Origin of the sequence: Riemerella columbina, from assembly GCF_030517065.1 — a bacterium.
Taxonomy (GTDB): domain Bacteria; phylum Bacteroidota; class Bacteroidia; order Flavobacteriales; family Weeksellaceae; genus Riemerella; species Riemerella columbina_A.
The window spans coordinates 1,996,168-2,015,374 of sequence record NZ_CP103950.1; the positions used below are offsets into that span (position 1 = coordinate 1,996,168).

The following is a 19,207-nucleotide window of genomic DNA, read 5'->3' on the forward strand; positions in this document are numbered from 1 at the left end:
TTTAGATTTTTCTTGAATTTATATTTTTCTTAAAATTTAATCGCGACCATTGCTTTTTTTATCTCAGCGTATGGTATCGCTCTTTCTTCCTCTACATCTACCTTTCCTTTACCGATGTCTTTCGGTTTTCTGTACCTCAACAATAGCGTAATGCCGTTATCATCCACCTTTACCAGCTCGCCTTCTATTTTGGTTTGGTCGTTCAGTAAAAGATCTAATTGGCGACCTTGGTTTTTCTTAAACTGCCTTGGCATCGTTAGGGGTTCACTAAGCCCCGCGGACATCACCTGCAGGGAAAAGTCGTGGGCTTCTCTATCCATATTGAATTCTATGGCACGGCTGGCATCTAAACAATCTTGAATAGACACGCCTTGATCTCCATCCAAAATCACGATAACATCATCATGGGCAGAGATTTTCAGCTCGATTAAAAATAAATCGGGGCGCTCCGCTAAAAACTGGTTGAGCCAATGCTCTATTTGTGCTTTAAACTCCATTTTGTGGTCTAATTTTGCCAAATTTATAGTACGAAAAAAGGCTTTCTCCTTAGAAGCCTTTTCATTATTATCCGTAAATCTTTGGCAAAGATAATCATTTTTTGAAAGCCAACCAAATTTAAGCCAGAATTTCATAGCATTGCAGGCATCGGAAGGATGCAAACACGCCTTATTCTAAACTTTTATTTTAGGCTTTTCAATATTTTTTAATAAAATTAAGTTGAGTTAAAGGCAATAATTACACACTCTCTCCCCTCTCAAACAACAGCCGTTCTGCAGTGCGTTTTTCGGAAAAAGTGCCGTTATGGTGCGCCAAATGTCCATTCACAAAAGTGTGGGTCACCACCGAATGAAACACCGTACCCTCCAAAGGACTCCAGCCACAATGGTAATGCAAATTAGCGGGCTCCACCGTTTGCTCTTGGTTTAAATCCACCAAAACAAGGTCTGCCTTATAACCTTCGCGGATAAAACCTCTCTTTTCAATCTGGAAAATAATCGCTGGATTATGGCACATCTTCTCCACCACCTTTTCTATTGTGATTTTACCTTGTTTTACCGCCTCCAACATCGCTTGTAGCGAATGCTGCACCAATGGCGCCCCCGAAGGACATTGGGTATAAGGTTTCTGCTTTTCTTCCCAAGTGTGTGGCGCGTGGTCGGTTGCAATCACATCAATCCTATCATCTAACAATGCCGCCCAAAGCCCCGCACGGTCTTCCGCTGTTTTTACCGCTGGGTTCCATTTGATGAGAGCTCCTTTGGTTTCGTAATCTTCATTGGTAAACCATAGGTGATGCACACAGACTTCCGCCGTTATTTTCTTGTCTTTTAATGGCGTTTTATGATCCAACAATGCCGTTTCTTTAGCGGTAGAAATGTGATAAATATGCAAGCGCGCACCTGTTTTCTTCGCCAGCTCAATGGCCTTAGCGCTGGATGTATAACACGCCGCCTCACTTCGGATTAAATGATGAAACTTCACAGGAATATCATCGCCATACGCCGCTTTGTAGCGCTCCGTATTGGCTTTTATGGTCGCCTCGTCTTCGCAATGTACGCAAATGGGCATTTTAACTTTGGAAAAAATATTTTCTAAAATTTCTGGATTATCCACCAACATATTACCCGTGGAGGAGCCCAAAAAGAGCTTCACCGCTGCCACATTCCGAGGGTTGGTTTTGAGCACTTCTTCCAAATTATCATTGGTGCCCCCCATAGAGAAGGAATAATTAGCGAAAGAAGTTTGCGCCGCTATTTGGTATTTTTCTTCTAAAAGGGCTTGTGTAACGGCGTTCGGCACTGTGTTGGGCTGCTCAATAAAACTGGTCACACCCCCTGCCACCGCCGCCTTACTTTCCGTAGCAATGGTTCCTTTATGCGTTAGCCCTGGCTCTCTAAAATGCACCTGGTCATCAATAACACCTGGCAACAGATATTGCCCTGTAGCATCAATTTCTTGTGCTTCTGGAACTCCCGTAATCTCTGGGGCTATTTTTAAAATCCTATCGTTTTCTATCAGCACATCGCCTTTCTGCACTTGGTTTTCATTAACGATGTAGGCATTTTTAATCAAGGTTTTCATTCTTATCTTTTTTAAGATTTTAGTAGGGGTAAAGTTATTTAGTTTTTAGCAATCTGCCAAAATTTGAGTTTCAAAACTTAACGCCACCACTCTACTTTGGTTTTAAATTTTTCTATCTTTGCCAAAATTAAAATTTTGAAAAAATTACTCAACGAAACAATCATCTACGGCATTGGTGCCATCCTCCCACGGGTGATTTATTTTATCCTCAATCCGTTTTTCATCTATTATATCAATAAGGAAGAGTTTGCCCAATTTACGAACCTTTATGCATATATGTCTTATGTGAATATCTTGCTCACTTTGGGGTTTGAGACTTCTTTTTTCCGATATTCTTCTGACCAAAATCAAGCCCAATCCACTTTTAACACTTCGTTTTGGTTTTTATTTTCTACCGCATCTTTATTTTTGCTGACCACTTTCTTTTTTGGAGTGCCTATCGCCAACGCTATCGGTTATGCCCACCACCCCGAGTATATCCGCTGGTTTGGACTGATTGCGTTTTTTGATACCTTGTGCGTGATTCCTTTGGCGTGGCTAAGGTTCCACAACCGCCCGATACGATACTCCGCCATTAGAGTGTTGCAAGTTTTGGTGCAAGTGCTTTGCGTATTGGTTCTATTCTTGGCTATTCCTAAAAATATTTCTGCAAAATTTGGGATGAACACCCAAGTTTCTTATGCTTTTGTAAGCAATGTGGTGGCGAGTGTTTTCGGTGTTATCTTGCTCATTCCTGTGATTTTAAAGGTCAAATTATCATTCTCTGCATCTTTATTTAAGAAAATGTTTAAATATTCCTATCCTATTATGCTGGCTGGATTGGCGTTTATGGTGAATGAGAATTTTGATAAAACCGTGCAATATGGTATCATTCCGAAAGGTGATGCGGGTGCCTATGGCGGCTGTTATAAATTAGCGGTGCTGATGACGCTCTTTGTTACCGCTTATAGAATGGGCGTAGAACCGTTTTTTTTCAAACAAATGAACCAACAAAATGCCCCTAAAACTTATGCCAAAGTAACGGAATATTTCACACTATTTGCCTCTATTGCTGCGCTGGGCATCATCGCGAATATCTCTTGGCTCAAAACCATTTTTATTACCGATAGTTCTTATTGGATCGCCATAGATATTGTGCCGATTATCGTGATTGCTAACCTTTGTTTTGGGATTTATTACAACCTTTCCACTTGGTACAAAGTGACCGACCGAACAGGCTACGGTACGCTGATTTCTTGGGCTGGAGCCGGCATTACGATCATCCTGCATCTTCTCTTTTTGAAGACTTACGGCTTTATGGTTTCTGCGTGGACAACGCTCGTCGCCTACCTAAGTATGATGCTGATTTCCTATTTTTTAGGTCAAAAACATTATCCTATTCCCTATAAAGTAAAAAAAATGAGCCTCGTGCTATTGGTTTTGGCTATTTTTTCATTCCTATCTTACCAAGTTTTTAATGCCAATGTTTGGCTCGGCAATGCGCTCCTGTTCATCTTCACAGCAGGGATTTTATGGAATGAGAAAAACAACTTGCTCAAACTCCGCCACAAGCGCCATTCTCAACCCAGCTGACATCTCTTAGGAAATCAAGGGCTTGGGTTATCAATTTTAATTGGTATATTTGACGCGCAAAAATGAATAATATATAAAACACACAACATATGAAAATTATTGTACCTATGGCTGGGCGCGGTTCCAGACTAAGACCTCATACTTTAACCGTTCCAAAACCGCTCATTCCCATCGCTGGAAAACCCATCGTTCAAAGATTGGTAGAAGATATTGCCAAAGTGGCAGGACAACCCATTGAAGAAGTCGCTTTTATCATCGGAGATTTTGGTGATGAAGTGAAGGCATCTTTAATCGAAATTGCCGAAAAATTAGGCGCCAAAGGTAGCGTTTATACCCAAGATGAACCACTGGGCACCGCACACGCCATCAAGTGCGCCGAAGACTCTATGCAAGGCGATGTGGTGGTGGCTTTTGCCGATACTTTATTCCGTGCTGATTTTGTCTTAGACACCAATTCTGACGGCGTAATTTGGGTGAAAAAAGTAGAAGATCCATCGGCATTTGGCGTGGTTAAATTAGACGATTACGGATTCATTACGGATTTTGTGGAAAAGCCGCAAACTTTCGTCTCTGACTTAGCCATTATCGGGATTTATTACTTTAAATCTGCCGAGAAATTGATGGATGAAATCAATTTCATTATGGACAATAATATTATGCAAGGTGGCGAGTACCAACTGACCACAGCCTTAGAAAATCTTCGCCAGAAAGGGGCAAAATTCTCCCTCGGCAAGGTGAACGATTGGATGGACTGCGGAAATAAAAACGCCACGGTAGAAACCAATGGGAAAATTTTACAATACGAAAAAGAAGCCATGTCTTCTTATCCTGCCTCTGCAAAGATAGAAAACAGCCTGATTATTCCACCGTGCTTTATTGGTGAAAATGTGGTCATTAAAAATTCAAAAATCGGACCTAATGTTTCCTTAGGTAATGATACTCAAGTGATTAACTCTAACATTGATCATTCTTTAATCCAAGAGAAAACTTTAATCAACCACGGGAACCTCAGCAATTCTATGATTGGGAATTCCGCTAAATATTTTGGCGTATCCCGAGAGATTTCCTTAGGAGATTACTCTGTTTTAGACTTTTTATCTAAATAAGAACAGCATCATTTTTTCGTTTTCTATATAAACCTATTCCAAATGAAAAAGATTGTATTGCTCTTTATGGGGCTATTGCTCTTCTCTTGTGGCTCGCAAAAAACGGTGAACCATAAACCCATAGATACCCAAAAGCCCATCGGTAAAGAGGCAGGATTTTTTGATAACATTACTAAAAAATCGGAGTTTGAAGCCGTTAAGATTTCAAGTAAAATCCGAATAGAAAATGGCAAATTTATCCCGACTTTAGACGCCTTGGTTTATATAGAAAACGAGAAAAAAGTATGGATCAACCTCTCTGCGCTGTTTTTTAATGTTGCCAGAGGTATAGCCACGCCAGCGGGCATCAAAGGTTATGAAAAATACAACAAAACCTATATAGATTCTGATTTTTCTTACCTCAACCAATTGCTGAATGTCAACTTTATCGACTATACTGCGCTCCAAAATCTACTGGTGGGCAAAACTTTTATCCCCGTCCGCGAGCGAGATTTTACTTTAACCCAAAATGCACAAGGCTACAGCTTGGTTTCTGCCCGACCTCAGAAAGTGGTGGTGGATGGAAAAACCAAAGAATACAATGTCAGCTTGACTTATAACAGTCATTTTCTACTCCAAAAAGTGAAGTTGTCCGACCTTAAAACCTCTGATTATTTAGAAGTTTTTTATGACAACTGGGAAAGTTTTGACCAAACCTACCTCCCGAAAAATGTTAAAATTATTATAAAAACTGACAAAGTAGATCAAATTTTCATAGAAAACACGAAATTTGACTTTTCTACTATGAGCACACCTTATGCCGTGCCCAACAATTATCAAAAGAAAGAAATTAAATGATAAAAAAGTTAAGTCTTATCGTCAGTATATTGTATTTTGGTTTAGCGTTCTCACAAAAGAAAGAACAGCTACAAAAACAAAGTGCAGAGCTTAAAAAACAAATTGCCATCATCAACGCCAACCTCGCTAAAACCCAAAAAGAAGCCAGGCTTTCTGTGGCGTACTTGGATAATGTCAATAAAAAAATCCAACTTAGAGAGAAGGTTTATAACAACACACAAAAGGAAAAAAGATTTATAGAAGACGATATTTATCTGCGCCAAAAAGAAATCAACCAATACAAAAAAGAATTGGCGATTTTACGGAAAAATTATGCGGATATTTTAGTAAAAGCTTATAAAAATAAAGGTATCCAAAACAAAGTGACCTTTATCCTCTCTTCCAAAAATTTAGGCGAAGCCTTACGGCGTGTACAATATTTAAAACAATACTCTGATTATCAAGATAAAAAAGCAGCAGAAATCAATGACAAAGCCGCGCAAATACAAAAAACCATTACCCTAAAACAGAAATCTGTAAAAGAGAAAGACCAACTACTCGCCCAGCAACAGAAGGATCTCCTCGTAATAGAACGCGAAAGGAAGGAAAAAGAACTCTTATTAGAAGACTTTAAAAAGCACGAAGCCGCATTAACAGAAGAGTTGAAGCAAAAGCAAGTACAATCTAAAAAAATAGAAGGCGAAATCCGCAAAATCATCAATGAAGAAATAGCCGCTGCCAAAGCAAAAGCCGAGGCAGAGCGCAAAGCGAGATTGGAGCGCGAGAGAATAGCCCGCGAAGCGGCAGCCAGAGAGAAAGCCAGAATAGACGCCGAAAACAAAGCCCGCGCTGAAGCTTTAGAAAGAGAACGCAAAAAAGCCGAAGCCGAAGCGGCGAGGCTCGCAGAGATAGAGCGCAAAAAAGCGGAAGATGCCAGAAAACAAGCGGAGGCAGCCAAAGCAGAAGAAAACGCCAGAAACGAAGCCCGCCGTATAGCGGCTGAAAAAGATGCCAAAGAAGCTGCCGACAGAGCCAAAGCCGCCGCTAATAAAGCTGCCGCTGCAAGAGCCGCCGAAGCAGAACTCGCTAAAAAGAAAGCCGAAGAGAAGAAAAAAGTAGAAGAAAAAACCATGACCGCCTTTGGTGTAGGCGCCGCCACGGGTTCCAACTTCGCTGAAAATAGAGGGAGAATTGGTTTCCCTGTGGACAGAGGGCAAGTGACCCACCGCTTTGGGCGACAGCCTCACCCTGTTTTCAAAAATATTGTGGAGGAAAACAACGGCATTAGGATTGCAGTAGCGCCAGGAACCACCGCCAAGTGCGTATTCCCTGGGGAAGTTTCCAGAATTTCTTTCGTGGGGGGGACCAAAACGGTGATTGTAAAGCACGGTAATTATTTTACCATTTACAGTAACCTCTCGAGCGTGTCGGTTTCTCCAAACCAGAAAGTCTCGGCTGGTACGCCTATTGGAACTATTGCCCAAGATTTTGAGGGCTCTTATTCCTTAGATTTCCAAATTTGGAATGGCAGCACACCAGTAGACCCATTAGGTTGGGTATCTAACTAAATAAATTTTATTGTAACTTTGTAAAAAATATAGATATGTTAATAACAATTTTAGGTGCCATAGGACCATGGCAAATCGTATTGGTTGTCGTGATATTATTATTATTATTCGGAGGTAAAAAAATCCCTGAACTAATGAAAGGGATGGGCTCTGGCATCAAGGAATTTAAAGATGCGGTAAAAGAGGATGATAAAAAAGAAGTGCCCCAAAAAGAGGAACAGCAACAACCTTAATTTCAGCCTTATAAAAACTTTTTTAGAATGTCTTTTTCAGAAAATGCTTGGTCTGTTTTTAACCAAGCCATTGCAGATTATCATACTGAGGACTCCGTAGATGCTTTAGAAAAAAATCCATTTCCTAATGACACTTTGGAACATATTTTGTATTCCAAAAATTGGATTGATACCGTTCAGTGGCATTTGGAAGATATTATCCGAGATGAGAATATCTCTGCCGAGGAAGCTCTTAAAATCAAAAGAAGAATAGACCGCTCTAACCAAGACAGAACGGATTTAGTGGAGTCTATAGATGATTTTTTCTTGGATAAATACCAATCGGTAGTGCCTCATCCTGATGCCAAAATCAATACAGAAAGTCCCGCTTGGGCTATTGATAGGCTATCTATACTCGCTCTTAAAATCTATCATATGCAGATAGAAACGCAGCGAGAATCTGCCAGCGCCGCACACCAAGCAAAGTGCGCTGATAAGTTAGCCATTTTAAAGGAACAAAAAAAGGACTTAAGCCAAGCGATAGACCAATTGCTTTTTGATATAGAAAACGGTAACAATAAGATTAAAACTTATAAGCAAATGAAGATGTATAATGATGACAGCCTTAACCCTATTCTCTATCAGAATAAGCAAAATGATTAGAAAACCTTACTTTTTATTATTGATATTGGGACTGATAATTGCCTCGTGTTCAGTGGAGAAAATGAATCTCTCTCCGCTGTCAGAAAGCGTGAGCCATAGCCGAAGCAGCAAAATGGGGTTCAGCTTAAAGGATATTGAAAAAACCACAGAGACCAATGTGGCACAGATTAAGTACGCCTCGGAGCTTTCTAACGCTATTGTGGCGCTCCCTACTTTTGAAAATCAAAAACTCAATAAAGCCATAGACGCCCTTAAATTCAATGTTACAGAATACCTCTACGCCGTTAGAGAGTACAACGAAAACCGCAGAGCCAAGGTGCTCTATAACCTACAAGGCGTTTATAAGAAAATACAAAAGTTAAGGAAAAACCTTTCCGCTGAGCAAGACGAATTGCTGAATTTCTATTTAGTAAAAATAAAAACCAATATTACCTTAATAGAAGCTTCTAAAAATGCTTCTCACTCTCAAAACTAAATATGTTGAAACTCCAAGCTGAAGCCAATGTACCCACAGAATTTGGGGTATTTAAAATGATGGCTTTTTCTGAGAGCGCATCAGATTGGATGCCGCACCTCGCATTAGTCGCCGAAAACACAGATTTTAGCCAGCCTGTTAATGTCCGTTTCCACTCGGAGTGTATGACGGGGGAGATTTTTCATTCCAAAAAATGTGAATGCGGACAGCAATTAGATGCCGCTATGGCTTATATGCAAAAACACGGCGGTGTGATCATCTACCTAAGGCAAGAAGGGCGAAACATCGGCATCATCAACAAGCTCAAAGCCTATGCGCTGCAAGAACAAGGGCTGGATACCGTGGCTGCCAATGTAGAATTAGGGCTGCCCGCAGATGGTCGGGATTTTAACATCGCTGTAGATATTTTAAAGTATCTTAACATCAAGGCTATTAACCTGATGACCAACAATCCAGACAAAGTAAAACTGGTGGAACAGAGCCCTATTCAGCTTAAACAAAGAATTCCGCTCCAAATAAAACCCAACGAAATCAACCGCGATTATCTGCAAGTGAAGAAAGATTATTTCGGACACTTGCTCGACCAATAAACGCTCAGATCTTCCTCCAATGGGGAAGATTTTTTTATGAAAAGCCACAATACAGACTAAAAATTGTATATTTGTTCTTCTTTATCAGACTTTAATTTTTATTCTAATGAAATTTTACCTTTCTTTACTTTTCATCTTATGCTATGCGGGACTTCAAGCACAGTATATGCCGAAAAATGCCTCGCCAGAAACCCTAAAAGAAGCCAAAATTTACGCCGAAAAAACCTATCAACAGCTTTCCATAGATGATAGAATAGGACAATTATTCATCGTGGCGCTCTACACCAATAAAGGCGAAGATTTTATTCAAAATGTAAGACATTTAGTTGAGAAAGAACACATCGGTGGGCTTATTTTAATGCAAGATGATGCCGATAGACATTTCAATTTAGTCAATGAATTTCAAGGACAATCTAAAATCCCATTGTTGATTGGTATGGATGCCGAATGGGGATTGTACCAAAGACTGCCGATAGCGCATAAATTTCCGTGGGCGATGACGCTCGGTGCCGTACAAGACAACCAACTGATTTATAAAATGGCAAGCCAAATTGCCGAAGATTGCAAGAAAATGGGCATCTATTGGGACTTTGCACCCGTGGTAGATGTCAATACCAACCCTCAGAATCCGATTATTGGCAACCGTTCGTTTGGGTCTAATGTAGACCGCGTTATCGCCAAAGGTTTGGCTTATAGCCAAGGGCTCCAAGACCACGGCGTTTTAGCCAGCATCAAGCATTTCCCTGGGCACGGCGACACCAATACCGATTCTCACTTGGATTTGCCCGTTATCAAACATTCTCTGAACCGCCTTAACCAAGTGGAGTTGGCACCTTTTAAAGCCTTGATGGATAAAAAAATTGGCGGCGTTATGGTGGCGCATCTTTATATCCCTGCCTTGGAGCCTCAAAAGGGAATTCCAGGGTCGTTATCTCAGCATATCATCACGGATTTGCTTAAAAATCAGTACCAATATAAAGGGCTCATCATCACTGATGCCTTAAATATGAACGCCGTAGCGAAGAAATTTAGCCCTGGGGAACTTGACCTTAGAGCCTTTAAAGCGGGCAATGATATTATGCTCTTTTCGCAAGATGTCCCTTCTGGAAAACGCCTGATTAAACAAGCCCTCGCCGAGGGACAGATTTCGGAGCAACGCCTTAAAGAGAGCGTTATTAAAATTTTGGAAACCAAATATTTATTAGGGTTAACGCATAATCAACATCTCTCACCACAAAATTGGGAATATGAACTCAATAATGAAAAACACCGAGCGCTAACGGAGCAACTTTTTGCCAATGCCCTTACCGCTATAAAAGATGATGCCCACGCTCTGCCTTTAAAATCTGATGAGACCTATTACCTTCTCCCATTGGAGGAAGCGCCGTATCAAGATTTTTATCAAACGCTGAAACAAGGGCTCCAAGTGCGGCTTATCTCTAAAAAAGACCTCGCTACGCTGCCTGCCAACGCCAAAATTATCATTAGCGTTCACAAAGACAATAGCACGGCGTACAAGCCTTATAAAATTTCCGCTGCCAGTCTTCTGTTAATCAAGAACATCGCGGCAAAACATCAAGTTATTTTAGATATTTTTGGAAGTCCTTATGCGCTTAAAGAGGTAGACCTTCGGCAAATCCCTACGGTTTTGGTATCTTATGAAAATCATCCTTTATCGATGATTGCCACCGCCAAAGCCTTGCAAGGAAAAACCAAAATACACGGCAGATTACCTGTGGTAGTCAATCCACAGATTTTGGAAGGTTCAGGCATTGATATTCTACCCAACAACGAAAACCCATCACGATGAAAATAGGAATTCTTTGCTATCCCACCTATGGCGGTAGCGGCATTGTAGCCACCGAATTGGGGATGAGCCTCGCCCAAAAAGGCTATGAAGTTCATTTTATTAGCTCCAACCTCCCTGCGAGGCTGGATATGACCAATCCCAATATTTTCTTCCATAAAGTGAATGTGGAAACCTACCCTTTGTTTAAATATCAACCTTATGATATTGCTCTGTCTTCCGCTATTTATCAGGTGGTTAAGCTCTACCAACTGGACCTCATCCACGCACATTATGCCATTCCGTATGCCTATGCCGCCTATGTTGCCAAGCAAATGTTAGAAGATGAAGACATTCAAATTCCTGTGGTGACCACGCTCCACGGCACAGACATCACGCTGGTGGGACAGCACCCCAGCTATAAAGCCGCTGTACAGTTTTCTATCAACCATTCTGATGCGGTTACTTCCGTATCGGAGAGCCTAAAAAAGGACACGCTAAAAGCCTTCAATATCAAAAAAGAGATATTGGTTATTCCGAACTTCATCGATAATTCCCTCTATCGCCTTGATGCTATATGCCATAGAAATCAACTGGCTGAGGATAATGAAAAACTTCTGATCCATGTTTCTAATTTGCGGAAAGTCAAGAGAGTTCCTGATGTGTTAGCGGTGTTTAAACGCGTTCAAAAAGTGGTGGCAAGCAAGCTCATCATCATTGGCGAGGGTCCCGAAATGGAGTTAATCAATCATTTTTTAGTGGAACATCCGCATTTAATTGATAAAGTGCGATTGCTCGGCAAGACCAACAACCTCTATGAGGTGCTGAAATGTACGGATGTGTTCTTGCTCCCCTCCGAACAAGAAAGTTTTGGGCTGGCGGCTCTGGAAGCGATGGCGGCAGGCAACGCGGTGATTAGTAGTAACGCTGGCGGCATTCCTGAGGTTAATATTCAAGGGGTTACGGGCTTTCTTTCTCCCGTAGGCGATGTGGAGGATATGGCGCTCAATACCATTAAACTCCTCCAAGATGAGGCGCTTTTAGCTCATATGAAAGCCAATGCCAAAACCATAGCTCATATGTTTGACATCAAAAATATTATTCCGCAATACGAAGCAATGTATCAAGAAACTTTAAATTCTTATCAAAAAAAGTAAGATTTAAAGAAAAAACATTTATATTTGTAAGCAAGTCATCATTAAATTTAAACTGATGAAAACACGGCTTCAATCTCTGTTATTAACTGGCGTTAATCTGGTTTTGTGCATTTTATTTTTCAACTAAAACCGACTGAATGACAGAACAATTACTGCAATATCTTTGGCATCATAAGTTGATTAAAGCTCAGAATTTAGTTGACACTCAAGGTTTTGCGGTGAAAATTCTCAACTTTGGCACTTGGAATACCAACGCAGGTCCAGACTTTCTTTTGGCAAAAATAGAATACCAAGGGCTTATTTTGGTCGGACATATAGAGTTCCATCTGCGGTCCTCTGATTACCTTAAGCACCAACATCAGCACAATCCGCAGTATGATAATTTAATCCTGCACGCCGTTTATGAACACGATGAAACGATTGAAGTTTTAGCCCAGAAAAACATTCCAACCATAGCGCTAAAGCCTTATATAGACGGTGCTACGCTGAATAAATATCAAAAAATGATGACGGCACAGCAAGGCATTCCTTGCGAAGGTCTTTTTGATAAAAATAAAATACCGCCCTTATTTTCTGATGAACTTTTACTCAAAAAATTAGATGAAAAAGCCACGCAGATAGAGCACGCGCTAACCCAAACCAAAAACGACTACGAGGCGGTGCTTTTTCGGTATTTGGCATATGCTTTTGGACTGAAAATCAATGCGGAAATTTTTCAACAGTTAGCGGAAGGGCTTGATTTTTCTATCATCAATAAAGTACGACAACGGCAAACCCAATTAGAAGCCCTATTTTTTGGGCTCTGTGGCTGGTTAGAAAAACCCGAAGACCCCGAAATGGGCATTTGGAAACGAGAGTTTGATTTTCTAAAAGCCAAATATCAACTACCCGAGCGCTTGGTTTCGCCGTTATTTTTAAGGTTGAGACCGCCTAACTTCCCTACCATTAGGCTTTCTCAGCTGGCGCATCTCTACGCTACCCATCAGCATTTGTTTTCTAAGGTGATTGAAGCACAAAACCTCAACGATTTATATACTATTTTTCAGCCTATTAGCGCTTCTGCCTATTGGGACAAGCATTATACTTTTGGAAAAACGACCCCAGAAGAAAAGCCTAAAAAATTAAGCGCCGCTTTTATTCATTTGATTCTCATCAATGCCGTTTTGCCTTTAAGATATGCCTATTTTAAAAATCAAAAAGAAAATATTTCTGATGATATTCTCAATTTTTATCAAGAAATTCCCGCAGAGCACAACAGCATCATAACCTATTGGAAGCGTTTAGGCGTTCATTTTCAATCAGCGAAAGATACCCAAGCATTTTTATTTTTAAAGAAAATTTTTTGTAATCATAAAAAATGTCTAACTTGCAGCATTGGTTATCAATTATTAAAACCTTAACAGATGATGTTTCAAAATATGAGACACCGAATGGAGCGAGAGTGGTTTGGCGTTCTTACCCGTGTAGGCTCCAAATTGGGCATTCCCGTTTCTAAACTCAGGGTGTTCTTTATCTATTCCACCTTTGCCACGGCGGGCTTTTTCTTTTTGCTTTATCTTGGGATGGCTTTTATGCTGTGGATTAAAGACATTTTTATCATCCGAAGACCCAGCGTTTTTGATTTATAATTTCAATCGATGTTGAGCATTACCCCTATTCCAATCACCGATATAGCGCAGTTAGAACTCGTTTATCAGTCTTATTGTCAAGCTTTTCCAGAAGACGAAAGACGGAGCAAAAGTCAATTTTGGGCTTTGGTTAAAAACCAACCTTTGGCTTCGGCACACGCTATTTTTCAGGGTGATGATATGGTGGGCTATCTTATTTTATGGACTGTTTCTGCGGGGATTTTTATTGAACATTTTGAAATTTTTCCTGCCTACCGAGGTCAAAATTTAGGTTCTCAAGTATTGCAATCCTTGGGTACTCAATTTGGAACGGTGATTTTGGAAACCGAACCTCCACATCTCAATTCTATTGCAGAAAGACGCTTGAATTTTTACATCAGAAATGGCTTTGTCGTTATAGACACCGACTATATACAACCGCCTTATGAGGCTTCAAAAAGCCCTTTAAACCTCTATCTTATGGCAAATCAAACCATAGAAAATCAGGTGGCGCTCATTAAGGAAATTCACGCGGTAGTTTACTCTTCTACCGAACATTCTGATTGAGGAATTTGGCTTTTTCGGCTTCGGCTTTCATCATAAATTTGGTAATATCCGCAGGCGATAGTTTGCCATATTTTAATATCTGAGCCTTATCAAAATCTTGAAGAACAAAGGTAACAAAGCGGTCTTATCCATTTTGGAAATTCCCAAGGCTTCAAAATAATGGTCGCCCAAATGCTCAACCAAATGAATCATTAAATCTATCTCTTGCCACTGATTTTGCACCTTGCCCACACTAAAACCGTCACCTTTGGGTTGGATAAAACGCTCTGCATTTTGCAGTGAAAATTCCTGTAAATCGGCTGAAGTTTTGGTTTGATAATCCAAATAAATATCGCGTTTAAGGTTCTTTAACGCCTTCTGGGCAGGGAATTGGCGGACATCATTTTTTAAATCGCCTGTCGCTTTTATGCTAATTTTAACTTCTGGAATTTCCCTTACCTCAATCCTTAATTTCCACTTAAAAATGGAACTAAAATCTTGCGCATTGAGCTGATGTTCACTTCTTTCAAAGCCATTTTTGACCCAACGGAGGCGTTCTCCTGTTTGGGCTTTAATTTGGAAAAAGCCTTGTGCATTGGTTTTGGTTTTCTCATCGTTACTCAGATTGACCACCCAGACCTCCGAAAGGGCGAAACCGCTTTCATCAGTGATATAGCCGCTCAATATTTGTTGGGCAAACCCCATAATCGATAAAAATAAAAGGAGAAAGGATAAAGTTTTTACCATATAGAATTATTTATTAATTCAAAAGTAAATATTTAAATGCTATTTTGATTAAAATCAACCCTATTTAACATCAATTTATCATTTATTAACAAAATCAACCTTAATGTTTTATTTTTATAAAATTATTTTTTTTTGTATTCATCTAAAATTTTCTTAACTTTGTAGACTTTTCCTATGGGGCTGACTGGTTTCGACAGCAAGGTCAATGGGTAAGTAAGCATGCAGAGAACCGTAGCGCGATCTCTTTAATCCCTTGCTACAAGATTTTAACTGGCAACGAAGAGTTTGCTCTTGCTGCTTAATCCGAAGCATAGTAGGATAAGCATTTTTCCCGAAGTATAGTAAGGAAACAAGATGTCTCACGGTAGCTCCGTTCTGCGGCGACCGAGTTTGAGGCATAGGAAATGCAGAAATAAGCCTTTGGGGGCTTTGACCAAAGGACGAAAACTCTAAAAGATAAGCTTGAAATTGAGTGTTTGCTCTCTGTTTTAGGTCGAAAATGAATAGCAAAATAAGCATGTAGAAAGCTTGCGTATTGCTTGTTTGGACGAGGGTTCGAATCCCTCCAGCTCCACAAAACACACTTACAATCAACTGATTAAAAGTATTAAGGACTAAAAAAGGGACTATTGGAATTTTCAATGGTTCTTTTTTTATGATAATAGCTACACTTTATAAAAAATCGCTGAAATATTAATTTTAAATCAATATTTCTATATTACCTTAAGCTTTTTAATTTCATATTTATTTAGATAGAGGAGTATCATCATTTTAAACTATATCCTCCGCCATCAATTAAATTGATGACGGAGGATAAAATTCTTTATTAAATAAAGGTTACATAGCTCTTCGGTGCTCTATTTTAATGTGAGAATGTTGGTCTTTTTCGTAGTCTCGGTATGAGGTTTTGAAGCCTAAAAGTTCTACCGTAATGTCTTCCTCTTGAGCGCGGATATTGGTAAAATCTTGAATCAGCTCTATCACATCTACCGTAATATAAGAAGTGCCTCGAGCATCAATAATGACTTTAGACTCAGGCTTGATATTTTTTAGCGTTTTTTTAATGGCGGCTTTATTGAGGAACGACACCTCCTCTGCCAATTTAATGGTCACCTCATCGGCATCGCCTAAATCTTCTTTGCTATAATAATAAGCCCTTTTCATATGCCCTTGTAGGATGTAGAAAACGGAAATTACCAAACCAATCCCTACCCCTTTCAGCAAATCTGTAGCCACCACCGCTATTACCGTTGCCAAAAATGGAATCAGCTGATATTTTCCTTTTTTCCAGAAATGAATCAGTTTAGAAGGGCTCGCCAGCTTGTAGCCAATCAGCAATAACACGGCTGCCAAAGTTGCCAACGGAATTTTATTGAGTAGCGCTGGAATCGTCAAAACACAAACCAAAAGCAACACACCGTGTGTCATCGTGGAGAGTTTAGAAGTCGCACCAGCATTCGCATTTGCGGAAGAACGCACCACCACAGAGGTCATCGGTAAGCCCCCAATCAACGCACTAACGATATTACCAATGCCTTGCGCTCTTAGTTCTAAATTGGTATCGGTAATTCTTCGGTGCGTGTCCAAACGGTCGGCAGCCTCTATACAAAGCAAAGTCTCAATAGACGCCACCACCGCAATGGTTGCCCCAAGAATCCAGACCTTAACATTTAAAAAACCAGAAACATCAGGAAGGGTAACCATATTTTTAAAATCTTGAACCGACTGTGGCACAGGGAGTTTCACCAAATGTTCTGATTGTATAGCCCAAGTGCTTCCTGTTTGGATAAAAACCTCGTTGAGCAAAATCCCTGCAAGCACCGCCACCAAGGCTCCTGGCAACATTTTCAATTGTTTTAATGCTGAAATGCGCTCCCACATCAGCAAAATCATCAGCGAAACCACTGTAACCGCCATCACTCCGAAATGTACAGATTGCGAGAGATTAACGACATAATTTTGTATAGAATCCCAATTGTAACCGCTTTCAAAAAGGGTGATATTGCCTTCATAATCTTGATCATAGCCCAGCGCGTGCGGAATTTGTTTCAAGAAAATAATCACGCCAATCCCTGCTAACATCCCTTCTATCACATTATTAGGGAAATAATTAGAAATGCTGCCCGCCCTTATAAAGCCCAAGGTCAACTGGATCAATCCCGCAATAATCCCTGCGCACAAAAAGAGCTCAAAGGAGCCTAAATCAGAAATGGCGGCTAAAACAATGGCTGCCAGACCCGCCGCAGGTCCAGACACTGAAATATGAGAATTACTTATCACACCGATCACAAGACCGCCCACAATCCCCGCAATAACGCCAGATAACGGCGGTGCGCCAGATGCCAAAGCGATCCCCAAACAAAGCGGCAAAGCCACTAAAAATACGACAAGTCCTGCAGGGAAATTTTCCTTAATCCCCCCTATCAATGATGTTTTTTTCATTTGTAAAATTAAATTATAATCGTGAAGCCTTAACCTTATAGATTAAGGTAAAAATAAGTTGAACGCGATTTTTAACCCGATGATTATCTGCAAATTCAATACAAAACATCAGCCCTCCAAAGCATCGCTAAGAAGTCAAAAAATCGTTATAAAAATTGGGAATTGAGAAAAAGCCTAAGCCTCGGGAGGCGGCGTGGTTATAGATAATATTGGCGACCGATGAGCGGGCTCTGTGTGTATAGAAACACGGGGTGCTTTTTCTATCTCTAAGTGGACAAAAAGCGCTTTGAGGCTCATCTGCTCAGGAAGTATTTTCTCCGAAAACGAAAACGGAGCCGTGTGGGTTTCTTCTTCAGAAACTGTGATATTTGCCATTGGAATTTCCCAATCCATCACCTTAGCGATACTCGGTAACGCCATAAAATTAAGGAAAATCAATAATACAAAAATGCTTCTCAGTTTCATCTTAAAAATGATATTTTTTAAGGTTTAGAGGTTTTTCTGCGCCTCATCACCCAATCAGAATCGGTAAGGTTGTAGATTTTTTGAATATTTTTCAATATTTTCTCAAAATCAATTTCTAAATCTATCAACTTGCCCGTTCTTAAATCAAACACCCAACCGTGTACGATAGGAAATTCCTCCAAGATGTAGCGTTCTTGCACGCACGCCATTTTAATCACATTGATGCATTGTTCCTGCACATTAAGCTCCACAAGTCTATCATAGCGCTTGCCCTCGTCCTCAATTTTGTCTAACTCCGCTTGGTGGATGCGGTACACATCTCGAATATTACGAAGCCAAGGATTGAGCAAACCTAAGTCTTGGGAGGTCATCGCCGCCTTTACGCCACCACAATTGTAGTGCCCACAGACCACGATGTGCTTGACCTTCAAGTGTTCCACAGCATACTGAATAACGGCGGTAGAGCTCATATCCAAGGCGTTCACGATGTTTGCCACATTTCTATGAACAAAGACCTCGCCAGGGCTCATCCCCATCAGTTCTTCCGCTGTAGCACGGCTGTCAGAGCAACCAATGTACAAAAACTCAGGCGTTTGTGTTTCGGCTAATTTTTTAAAAAAATTGGCATCTTGGTGAAGTTTTCCTTCTACCCATTTTTTGTTGTTTTCGAAAATTACTTCGTACGAATTACTACTCATCATATATAAAATTTAAAAATTAGTTTCATCGCTTTTCCATAATTTCCGACACTGCCCTTCCGCATCAAAAATTGTGCAAATTTTGTTGTTATCTATCGTTGTAAAAGTATTTTAACAGTTTTTTAAGAGATCATATGGTTGATATACCCCTCGGTAGCGTTGTCGTTAGGGATAATTTCTGCGGGATTTCCGACCACGATGGCATTATCGGGAACATCGGTATTCACATAGGCATTGGGGGCTATCAGCACATTATTTCCGATTTTGATATTGCCCACTATCACAGCGTTAGCCCCTATCCAGACTTGGTTTCCGATGATTGGTGTACCTTGTTTTTTGCCTCGGTTCTGTTGTCCGATGGTCACGCCCTGCGCCATATTGCAGTTTTTGCCAATAATCGTTTTAGGATTGACCACCACGGCGCCCCAATGTCCAAGATAAAAACCCTCGCCAATCTGAGTTTCAGGATAAATCTGAAAACCATATTTGATTTGATAATGCCGAAGTACCACTTTCCAAAACGCGCCTAAAATAGGGGTATGCAAGTAGTGCTGTGCCTTTCTAAAACAATAAATATAATGCAAATTAGGGCTCCAACATTTCTTCAAAATGGAAAACGGAGAAAGCCACTGTCCCGTTGCTCGGTAAAAATCTTTTTGTATAATGGTTTTCATA

20 protein-coding genes and 1 other RNA gene are annotated in these 19,207 nt (G+C 40.4%); 14 read left to right on the forward strand and 7 right to left on the reverse strand.

Going from position 1 to position 19,207, the window contains the following annotated elements; genetic code table 11:
- Positions 1-29 precede the first annotated feature (29 nt).
- Together rimP and NYR17_RS09425 are read right to left on the reverse strand one after the other, a co-directional pair.
- Positions 30-497: a ribosome assembly cofactor RimP gene (gene rimP, locus NYR17_RS09420; RefSeq protein ID WP_302507063.1), complete on the reverse strand. Its 468-nt coding sequence runs from the start codon at positions 495-497 to the stop codon at positions 30-32.
- A gap of 238 nt (positions 498-735) precedes the next feature.
- Positions 736-2,082: a dihydroorotase gene (locus NYR17_RS09425; RefSeq protein ID WP_302505447.1), complete on the reverse strand. Its 1,347-nt coding sequence runs from the start codon at positions 2,080-2,082 to the stop codon at positions 736-738.
- A 135-nt stretch (positions 2,083-2,217) separates the two neighbouring features.
- On the opposite strand from NYR17_RS09425, the gene NYR17_RS09430 reads away from it, so the two are divergent.
- From NYR17_RS09430 to NYR17_RS09490, 13 genes are all read left to right on the forward strand, one after another.
- Positions 2,218-3,654 (forward strand): lipopolysaccharide biosynthesis protein, encoded by a 1,437-nt coding sequence (locus NYR17_RS09430; RefSeq protein ID WP_302505448.1) that lies wholly within the window; start codon positions 2,218-2,220, stop codon positions 3,652-3,654.
- A gap of 89 nt (positions 3,655-3,743) precedes the next feature.
- The gene (locus tag NYR17_RS09435; protein ID WP_302505449.1) at positions 3,744-4,760 is read left to right on the forward strand and encodes a sugar phosphate nucleotidyltransferase; all 1,017 of its coding nucleotides are present in this window, start codon (positions 3,744-3,746) and stop codon (positions 4,758-4,760) included.
- Between the two features lie 42 nt (positions 4,761-4,802).
- The gene (locus NYR17_RS09440; RefSeq protein ID WP_302505450.1) at positions 4,803-5,597 is read left to right on the forward strand and encodes a DUF4292 domain-containing protein; all 795 of its coding nucleotides are present in this window, start codon (positions 4,803-4,805) and stop codon (positions 5,595-5,597) included.
- The gene (locus tag NYR17_RS09445; RefSeq protein ID WP_302505451.1) at positions 5,594-7,144 is read left to right on the forward strand and encodes a murein hydrolase activator EnvC family protein; all 1,551 of its coding nucleotides are present in this window, start codon (positions 5,594-5,596) and stop codon (positions 7,142-7,144) included. Before NYR17_RS09440 ends, NYR17_RS09445 begins: the two co-directional genes overlap by 4 nt.
- Positions 7,145-7,179: 35 nt before the next feature.
- Positions 7,180-7,377 (forward strand): twin-arginine translocase TatA/TatE family subunit, encoded by a 198-nt coding sequence (gene tatA / locus NYR17_RS09450; protein ID WP_302505452.1) that lies wholly within the window; start codon positions 7,180-7,182, stop codon positions 7,375-7,377.
- 27 nt (positions 7,378-7,404) lie between these two features.
- On the forward strand, positions 7,405-8,019 hold the full coding sequence (locus tag NYR17_RS09455; RefSeq protein WP_302505453.1) for a DUF4254 domain-containing protein: 615 nt from the start codon (positions 7,405-7,407) through the stop codon (positions 8,017-8,019).
- A complete protein-coding gene (locus NYR17_RS09460) occupies positions 8,012-8,494 on the forward strand; it encodes a hypothetical protein (protein WP_302505454.1) in 483 nt (160 codons plus the stop codon). Before NYR17_RS09455 ends, NYR17_RS09460 begins: the two co-directional genes overlap by 8 nt.
- Before the next feature lie 2 nt (positions 8,495-8,496).
- Positions 8,497-9,084, forward strand: coding sequence for a GTP cyclohydrolase II (gene ribA / locus NYR17_RS09465; protein WP_302505455.1), 588 nt, complete (start codon positions 8,497-8,499; stop codon positions 9,082-9,084).
- A 106-nt stretch (positions 9,085-9,190) separates the two neighbouring features.
- A complete protein-coding gene (locus NYR17_RS09470) occupies positions 9,191-10,894 on the forward strand; it encodes a glycoside hydrolase family 3 protein (protein ID WP_302505456.1) in 1,704 nt (567 codons plus the stop codon).
- A complete protein-coding gene (gene bshA / locus NYR17_RS09475; RefSeq protein ID WP_302505457.1) occupies positions 10,891-12,027 on the forward strand; it encodes an N-acetyl-alpha-D-glucosaminyl L-malate synthase BshA in 1,137 nt (378 codons plus the stop codon). The genes NYR17_RS09470 and bshA overlap by 4 nt, the downstream gene beginning before the upstream one ends.
- Before the next feature lie 137 nt (positions 12,028-12,164).
- The gene (locus NYR17_RS09480) at positions 12,165-13,427 is read left to right on the forward strand and encodes a DUF2851 family protein (RefSeq protein WP_302505458.1); all 1,263 of its coding nucleotides are present in this window, start codon (positions 12,165-12,167) and stop codon (positions 13,425-13,427) included.
- 6 nt (positions 13,428-13,433) lie between these two features.
- Positions 13,434-13,655, forward strand: a complete 222-nt coding sequence (locus NYR17_RS09485) for a PspC family transcriptional regulator (protein ID WP_302507065.1) — start codon at positions 13,434-13,436, stop codon at positions 13,653-13,655.
- A gap of 9 nt (positions 13,656-13,664) precedes the next feature.
- Positions 13,665-14,201: a GNAT family N-acetyltransferase gene (locus NYR17_RS09490; protein WP_302505459.1), complete on the forward strand. Its 537-nt coding sequence runs from the start codon at positions 13,665-13,667 to the stop codon at positions 14,199-14,201.
- A gap of 72 nt (positions 14,202-14,273) precedes the next feature.
- Here the strand turns inward: NYR17_RS09490 and NYR17_RS09495 are convergent, their stop codons facing one another.
- Positions 14,274-14,927 carry a hypothetical protein gene (locus NYR17_RS09495; protein WP_302505460.1) on the reverse strand — a complete coding sequence of 218 codons (654 nt, stop codon included), beginning with the start codon at positions 14,925-14,927 and terminating at the stop codon, positions 14,274-14,276.
- Between the two features lie 176 nt (positions 14,928-15,103).
- Between NYR17_RS09495 and ssrA the strand changes: the two genes are divergently transcribed.
- Positions 15,104-15,504, forward strand: a transfer-messenger RNA (tmRNA) gene (ssrA, locus tag NYR17_RS09500).
- Positions 15,505-15,764: 260 nt separating this feature from the next.
- Here the strand turns inward: ssrA and NYR17_RS09505 are convergent.
- The 4 genes from NYR17_RS09505 to NYR17_RS09520 all read right to left on the reverse strand — a co-directional run bounded on the left by NYR17_RS09505 (position 15,765) and on the right by NYR17_RS09520 (position 19,206).
- Positions 15,765-17,369: a SulP family inorganic anion transporter gene (locus NYR17_RS09505; protein ID WP_302505461.1), complete on the reverse strand. Its 1,605-nt coding sequence runs from the start codon at positions 17,367-17,369 to the stop codon at positions 15,765-15,767.
- Positions 17,370-17,543: 174 nt separating this feature from the next.
- Positions 17,544-17,834 (reverse strand): hypothetical protein, encoded by a 291-nt coding sequence (locus tag NYR17_RS09510; RefSeq protein WP_302505462.1) that lies wholly within the window; start codon positions 17,832-17,834, stop codon positions 17,544-17,546.
- 17 nt (positions 17,835-17,851) lie between these two features.
- The gene (locus NYR17_RS09515) at positions 17,852-18,532 is read right to left on the reverse strand and encodes a carbonic anhydrase (RefSeq protein WP_302507067.1); all 681 of its coding nucleotides are present in this window, start codon (positions 18,530-18,532) and stop codon (positions 17,852-17,854) included.
- 122 nt (positions 18,533-18,654) lie between these two features.
- On the reverse strand, positions 18,655-19,206 hold the full coding sequence (locus NYR17_RS09520; protein ID WP_438826603.1) for a serine O-acetyltransferase: 552 nt from the start codon (positions 19,204-19,206) through the stop codon (positions 18,655-18,657).
- Position 19,207 lies beyond the last annotated feature (1 nt).

What these genes read in the sequence shown, in the direction of transcription:
- rimP (WP_302507063.1), bottom strand. Translation starts at nt 497, where the DNA reads ATGGAGTTTAAAGCACAAATAGAGCATTGGCTCAACCAGTTTTTAGCG.
- NYR17_RS09425 (WP_302505447.1), bottom strand. Translation starts at nt 2,082, where the DNA reads ATGAAAACCTTGATTAAAAATGCCTACATCGTTAATGAAAACCAAGTG.
- NYR17_RS09435 (WP_302505449.1), top strand. Translation starts at nt 3,744, where the DNA reads ATGAAAATTATTGTACCTATGGCTGGGCGCGGTTCCAGACTAAGACCT.
- NYR17_RS09440 (WP_302505450.1), top strand. Translation starts at nt 4,803, where the DNA reads ATGAAAAAGATTGTATTGCTCTTTATGGGGCTATTGCTCTTCTCTTGT.
- NYR17_RS09445 (WP_302505451.1), top strand. Translation starts at nt 5,594, where the DNA reads ATGATAAAAAAGTTAAGTCTTATCGTCAGTATATTGTATTTTGGTTTA.
- tatA (WP_302505452.1), top strand. Translation starts at nt 7,180, where the DNA reads ATGTTAATAACAATTTTAGGTGCCATAGGACCATGGCAAATCGTATTG.
- NYR17_RS09455 (WP_302505453.1), top strand. Translation starts at nt 7,405, where the DNA reads ATGTCTTTTTCAGAAAATGCTTGGTCTGTTTTTAACCAAGCCATTGCA.
- NYR17_RS09460 (WP_302505454.1), top strand. Translation starts at nt 8,012, where the DNA reads ATGATTAGAAAACCTTACTTTTTATTATTGATATTGGGACTGATAATT.
- ribA (WP_302505455.1), top strand. Translation starts at nt 8,497, where the DNA reads ATGTTGAAACTCCAAGCTGAAGCCAATGTACCCACAGAATTTGGGGTA.
- NYR17_RS09470 (WP_302505456.1), top strand. Translation starts at nt 9,191, where the DNA reads ATGAAATTTTACCTTTCTTTACTTTTCATCTTATGCTATGCGGGACTT.
- bshA (WP_302505457.1), top strand. Translation starts at nt 10,891, where the DNA reads ATGAAAATAGGAATTCTTTGCTATCCCACCTATGGCGGTAGCGGCATT.
- NYR17_RS09480 (WP_302505458.1), top strand. Translation starts at nt 12,165, where the DNA reads ATGACAGAACAATTACTGCAATATCTTTGGCATCATAAGTTGATTAAA.
- NYR17_RS09485 (WP_302507065.1), top strand. Translation starts at nt 13,434, where the DNA reads ATGTTTCAAAATATGAGACACCGAATGGAGCGAGAGTGGTTTGGCGTT.
- NYR17_RS09490 (WP_302505459.1), top strand. Translation starts at nt 13,665, where the DNA reads ATGTTGAGCATTACCCCTATTCCAATCACCGATATAGCGCAGTTAGAA.
- NYR17_RS09495 (WP_302505460.1), bottom strand. Translation starts at nt 14,927, where the DNA reads ATGGTAAAAACTTTATCCTTTCTCCTTTTATTTTTATCGATTATGGGG.
- NYR17_RS09505 (WP_302505461.1), bottom strand. Translation starts at nt 17,369, where the DNA reads ATGAAAAAAACATCATTGATAGGGGGGATTAAGGAAAATTTCCCTGCA.
- NYR17_RS09510 (WP_302505462.1), bottom strand. Translation starts at nt 17,834, where the DNA reads ATGAAACTGAGAAGCATTTTTGTATTATTGATTTTCCTTAATTTTATG.
- NYR17_RS09515 (WP_302507067.1), bottom strand. Translation starts at nt 18,532, where the DNA reads ATGAGTAGTAATTCGTACGAAGTAATTTTCGAAAACAACAAAAAATGG.
- NYR17_RS09520 (WP_438826603.1), bottom strand. Translation starts at nt 19,206, where the DNA reads ATGAAAACCATTATACAAAAAGATTTTTACCGAGCAACGGGACAGTGG.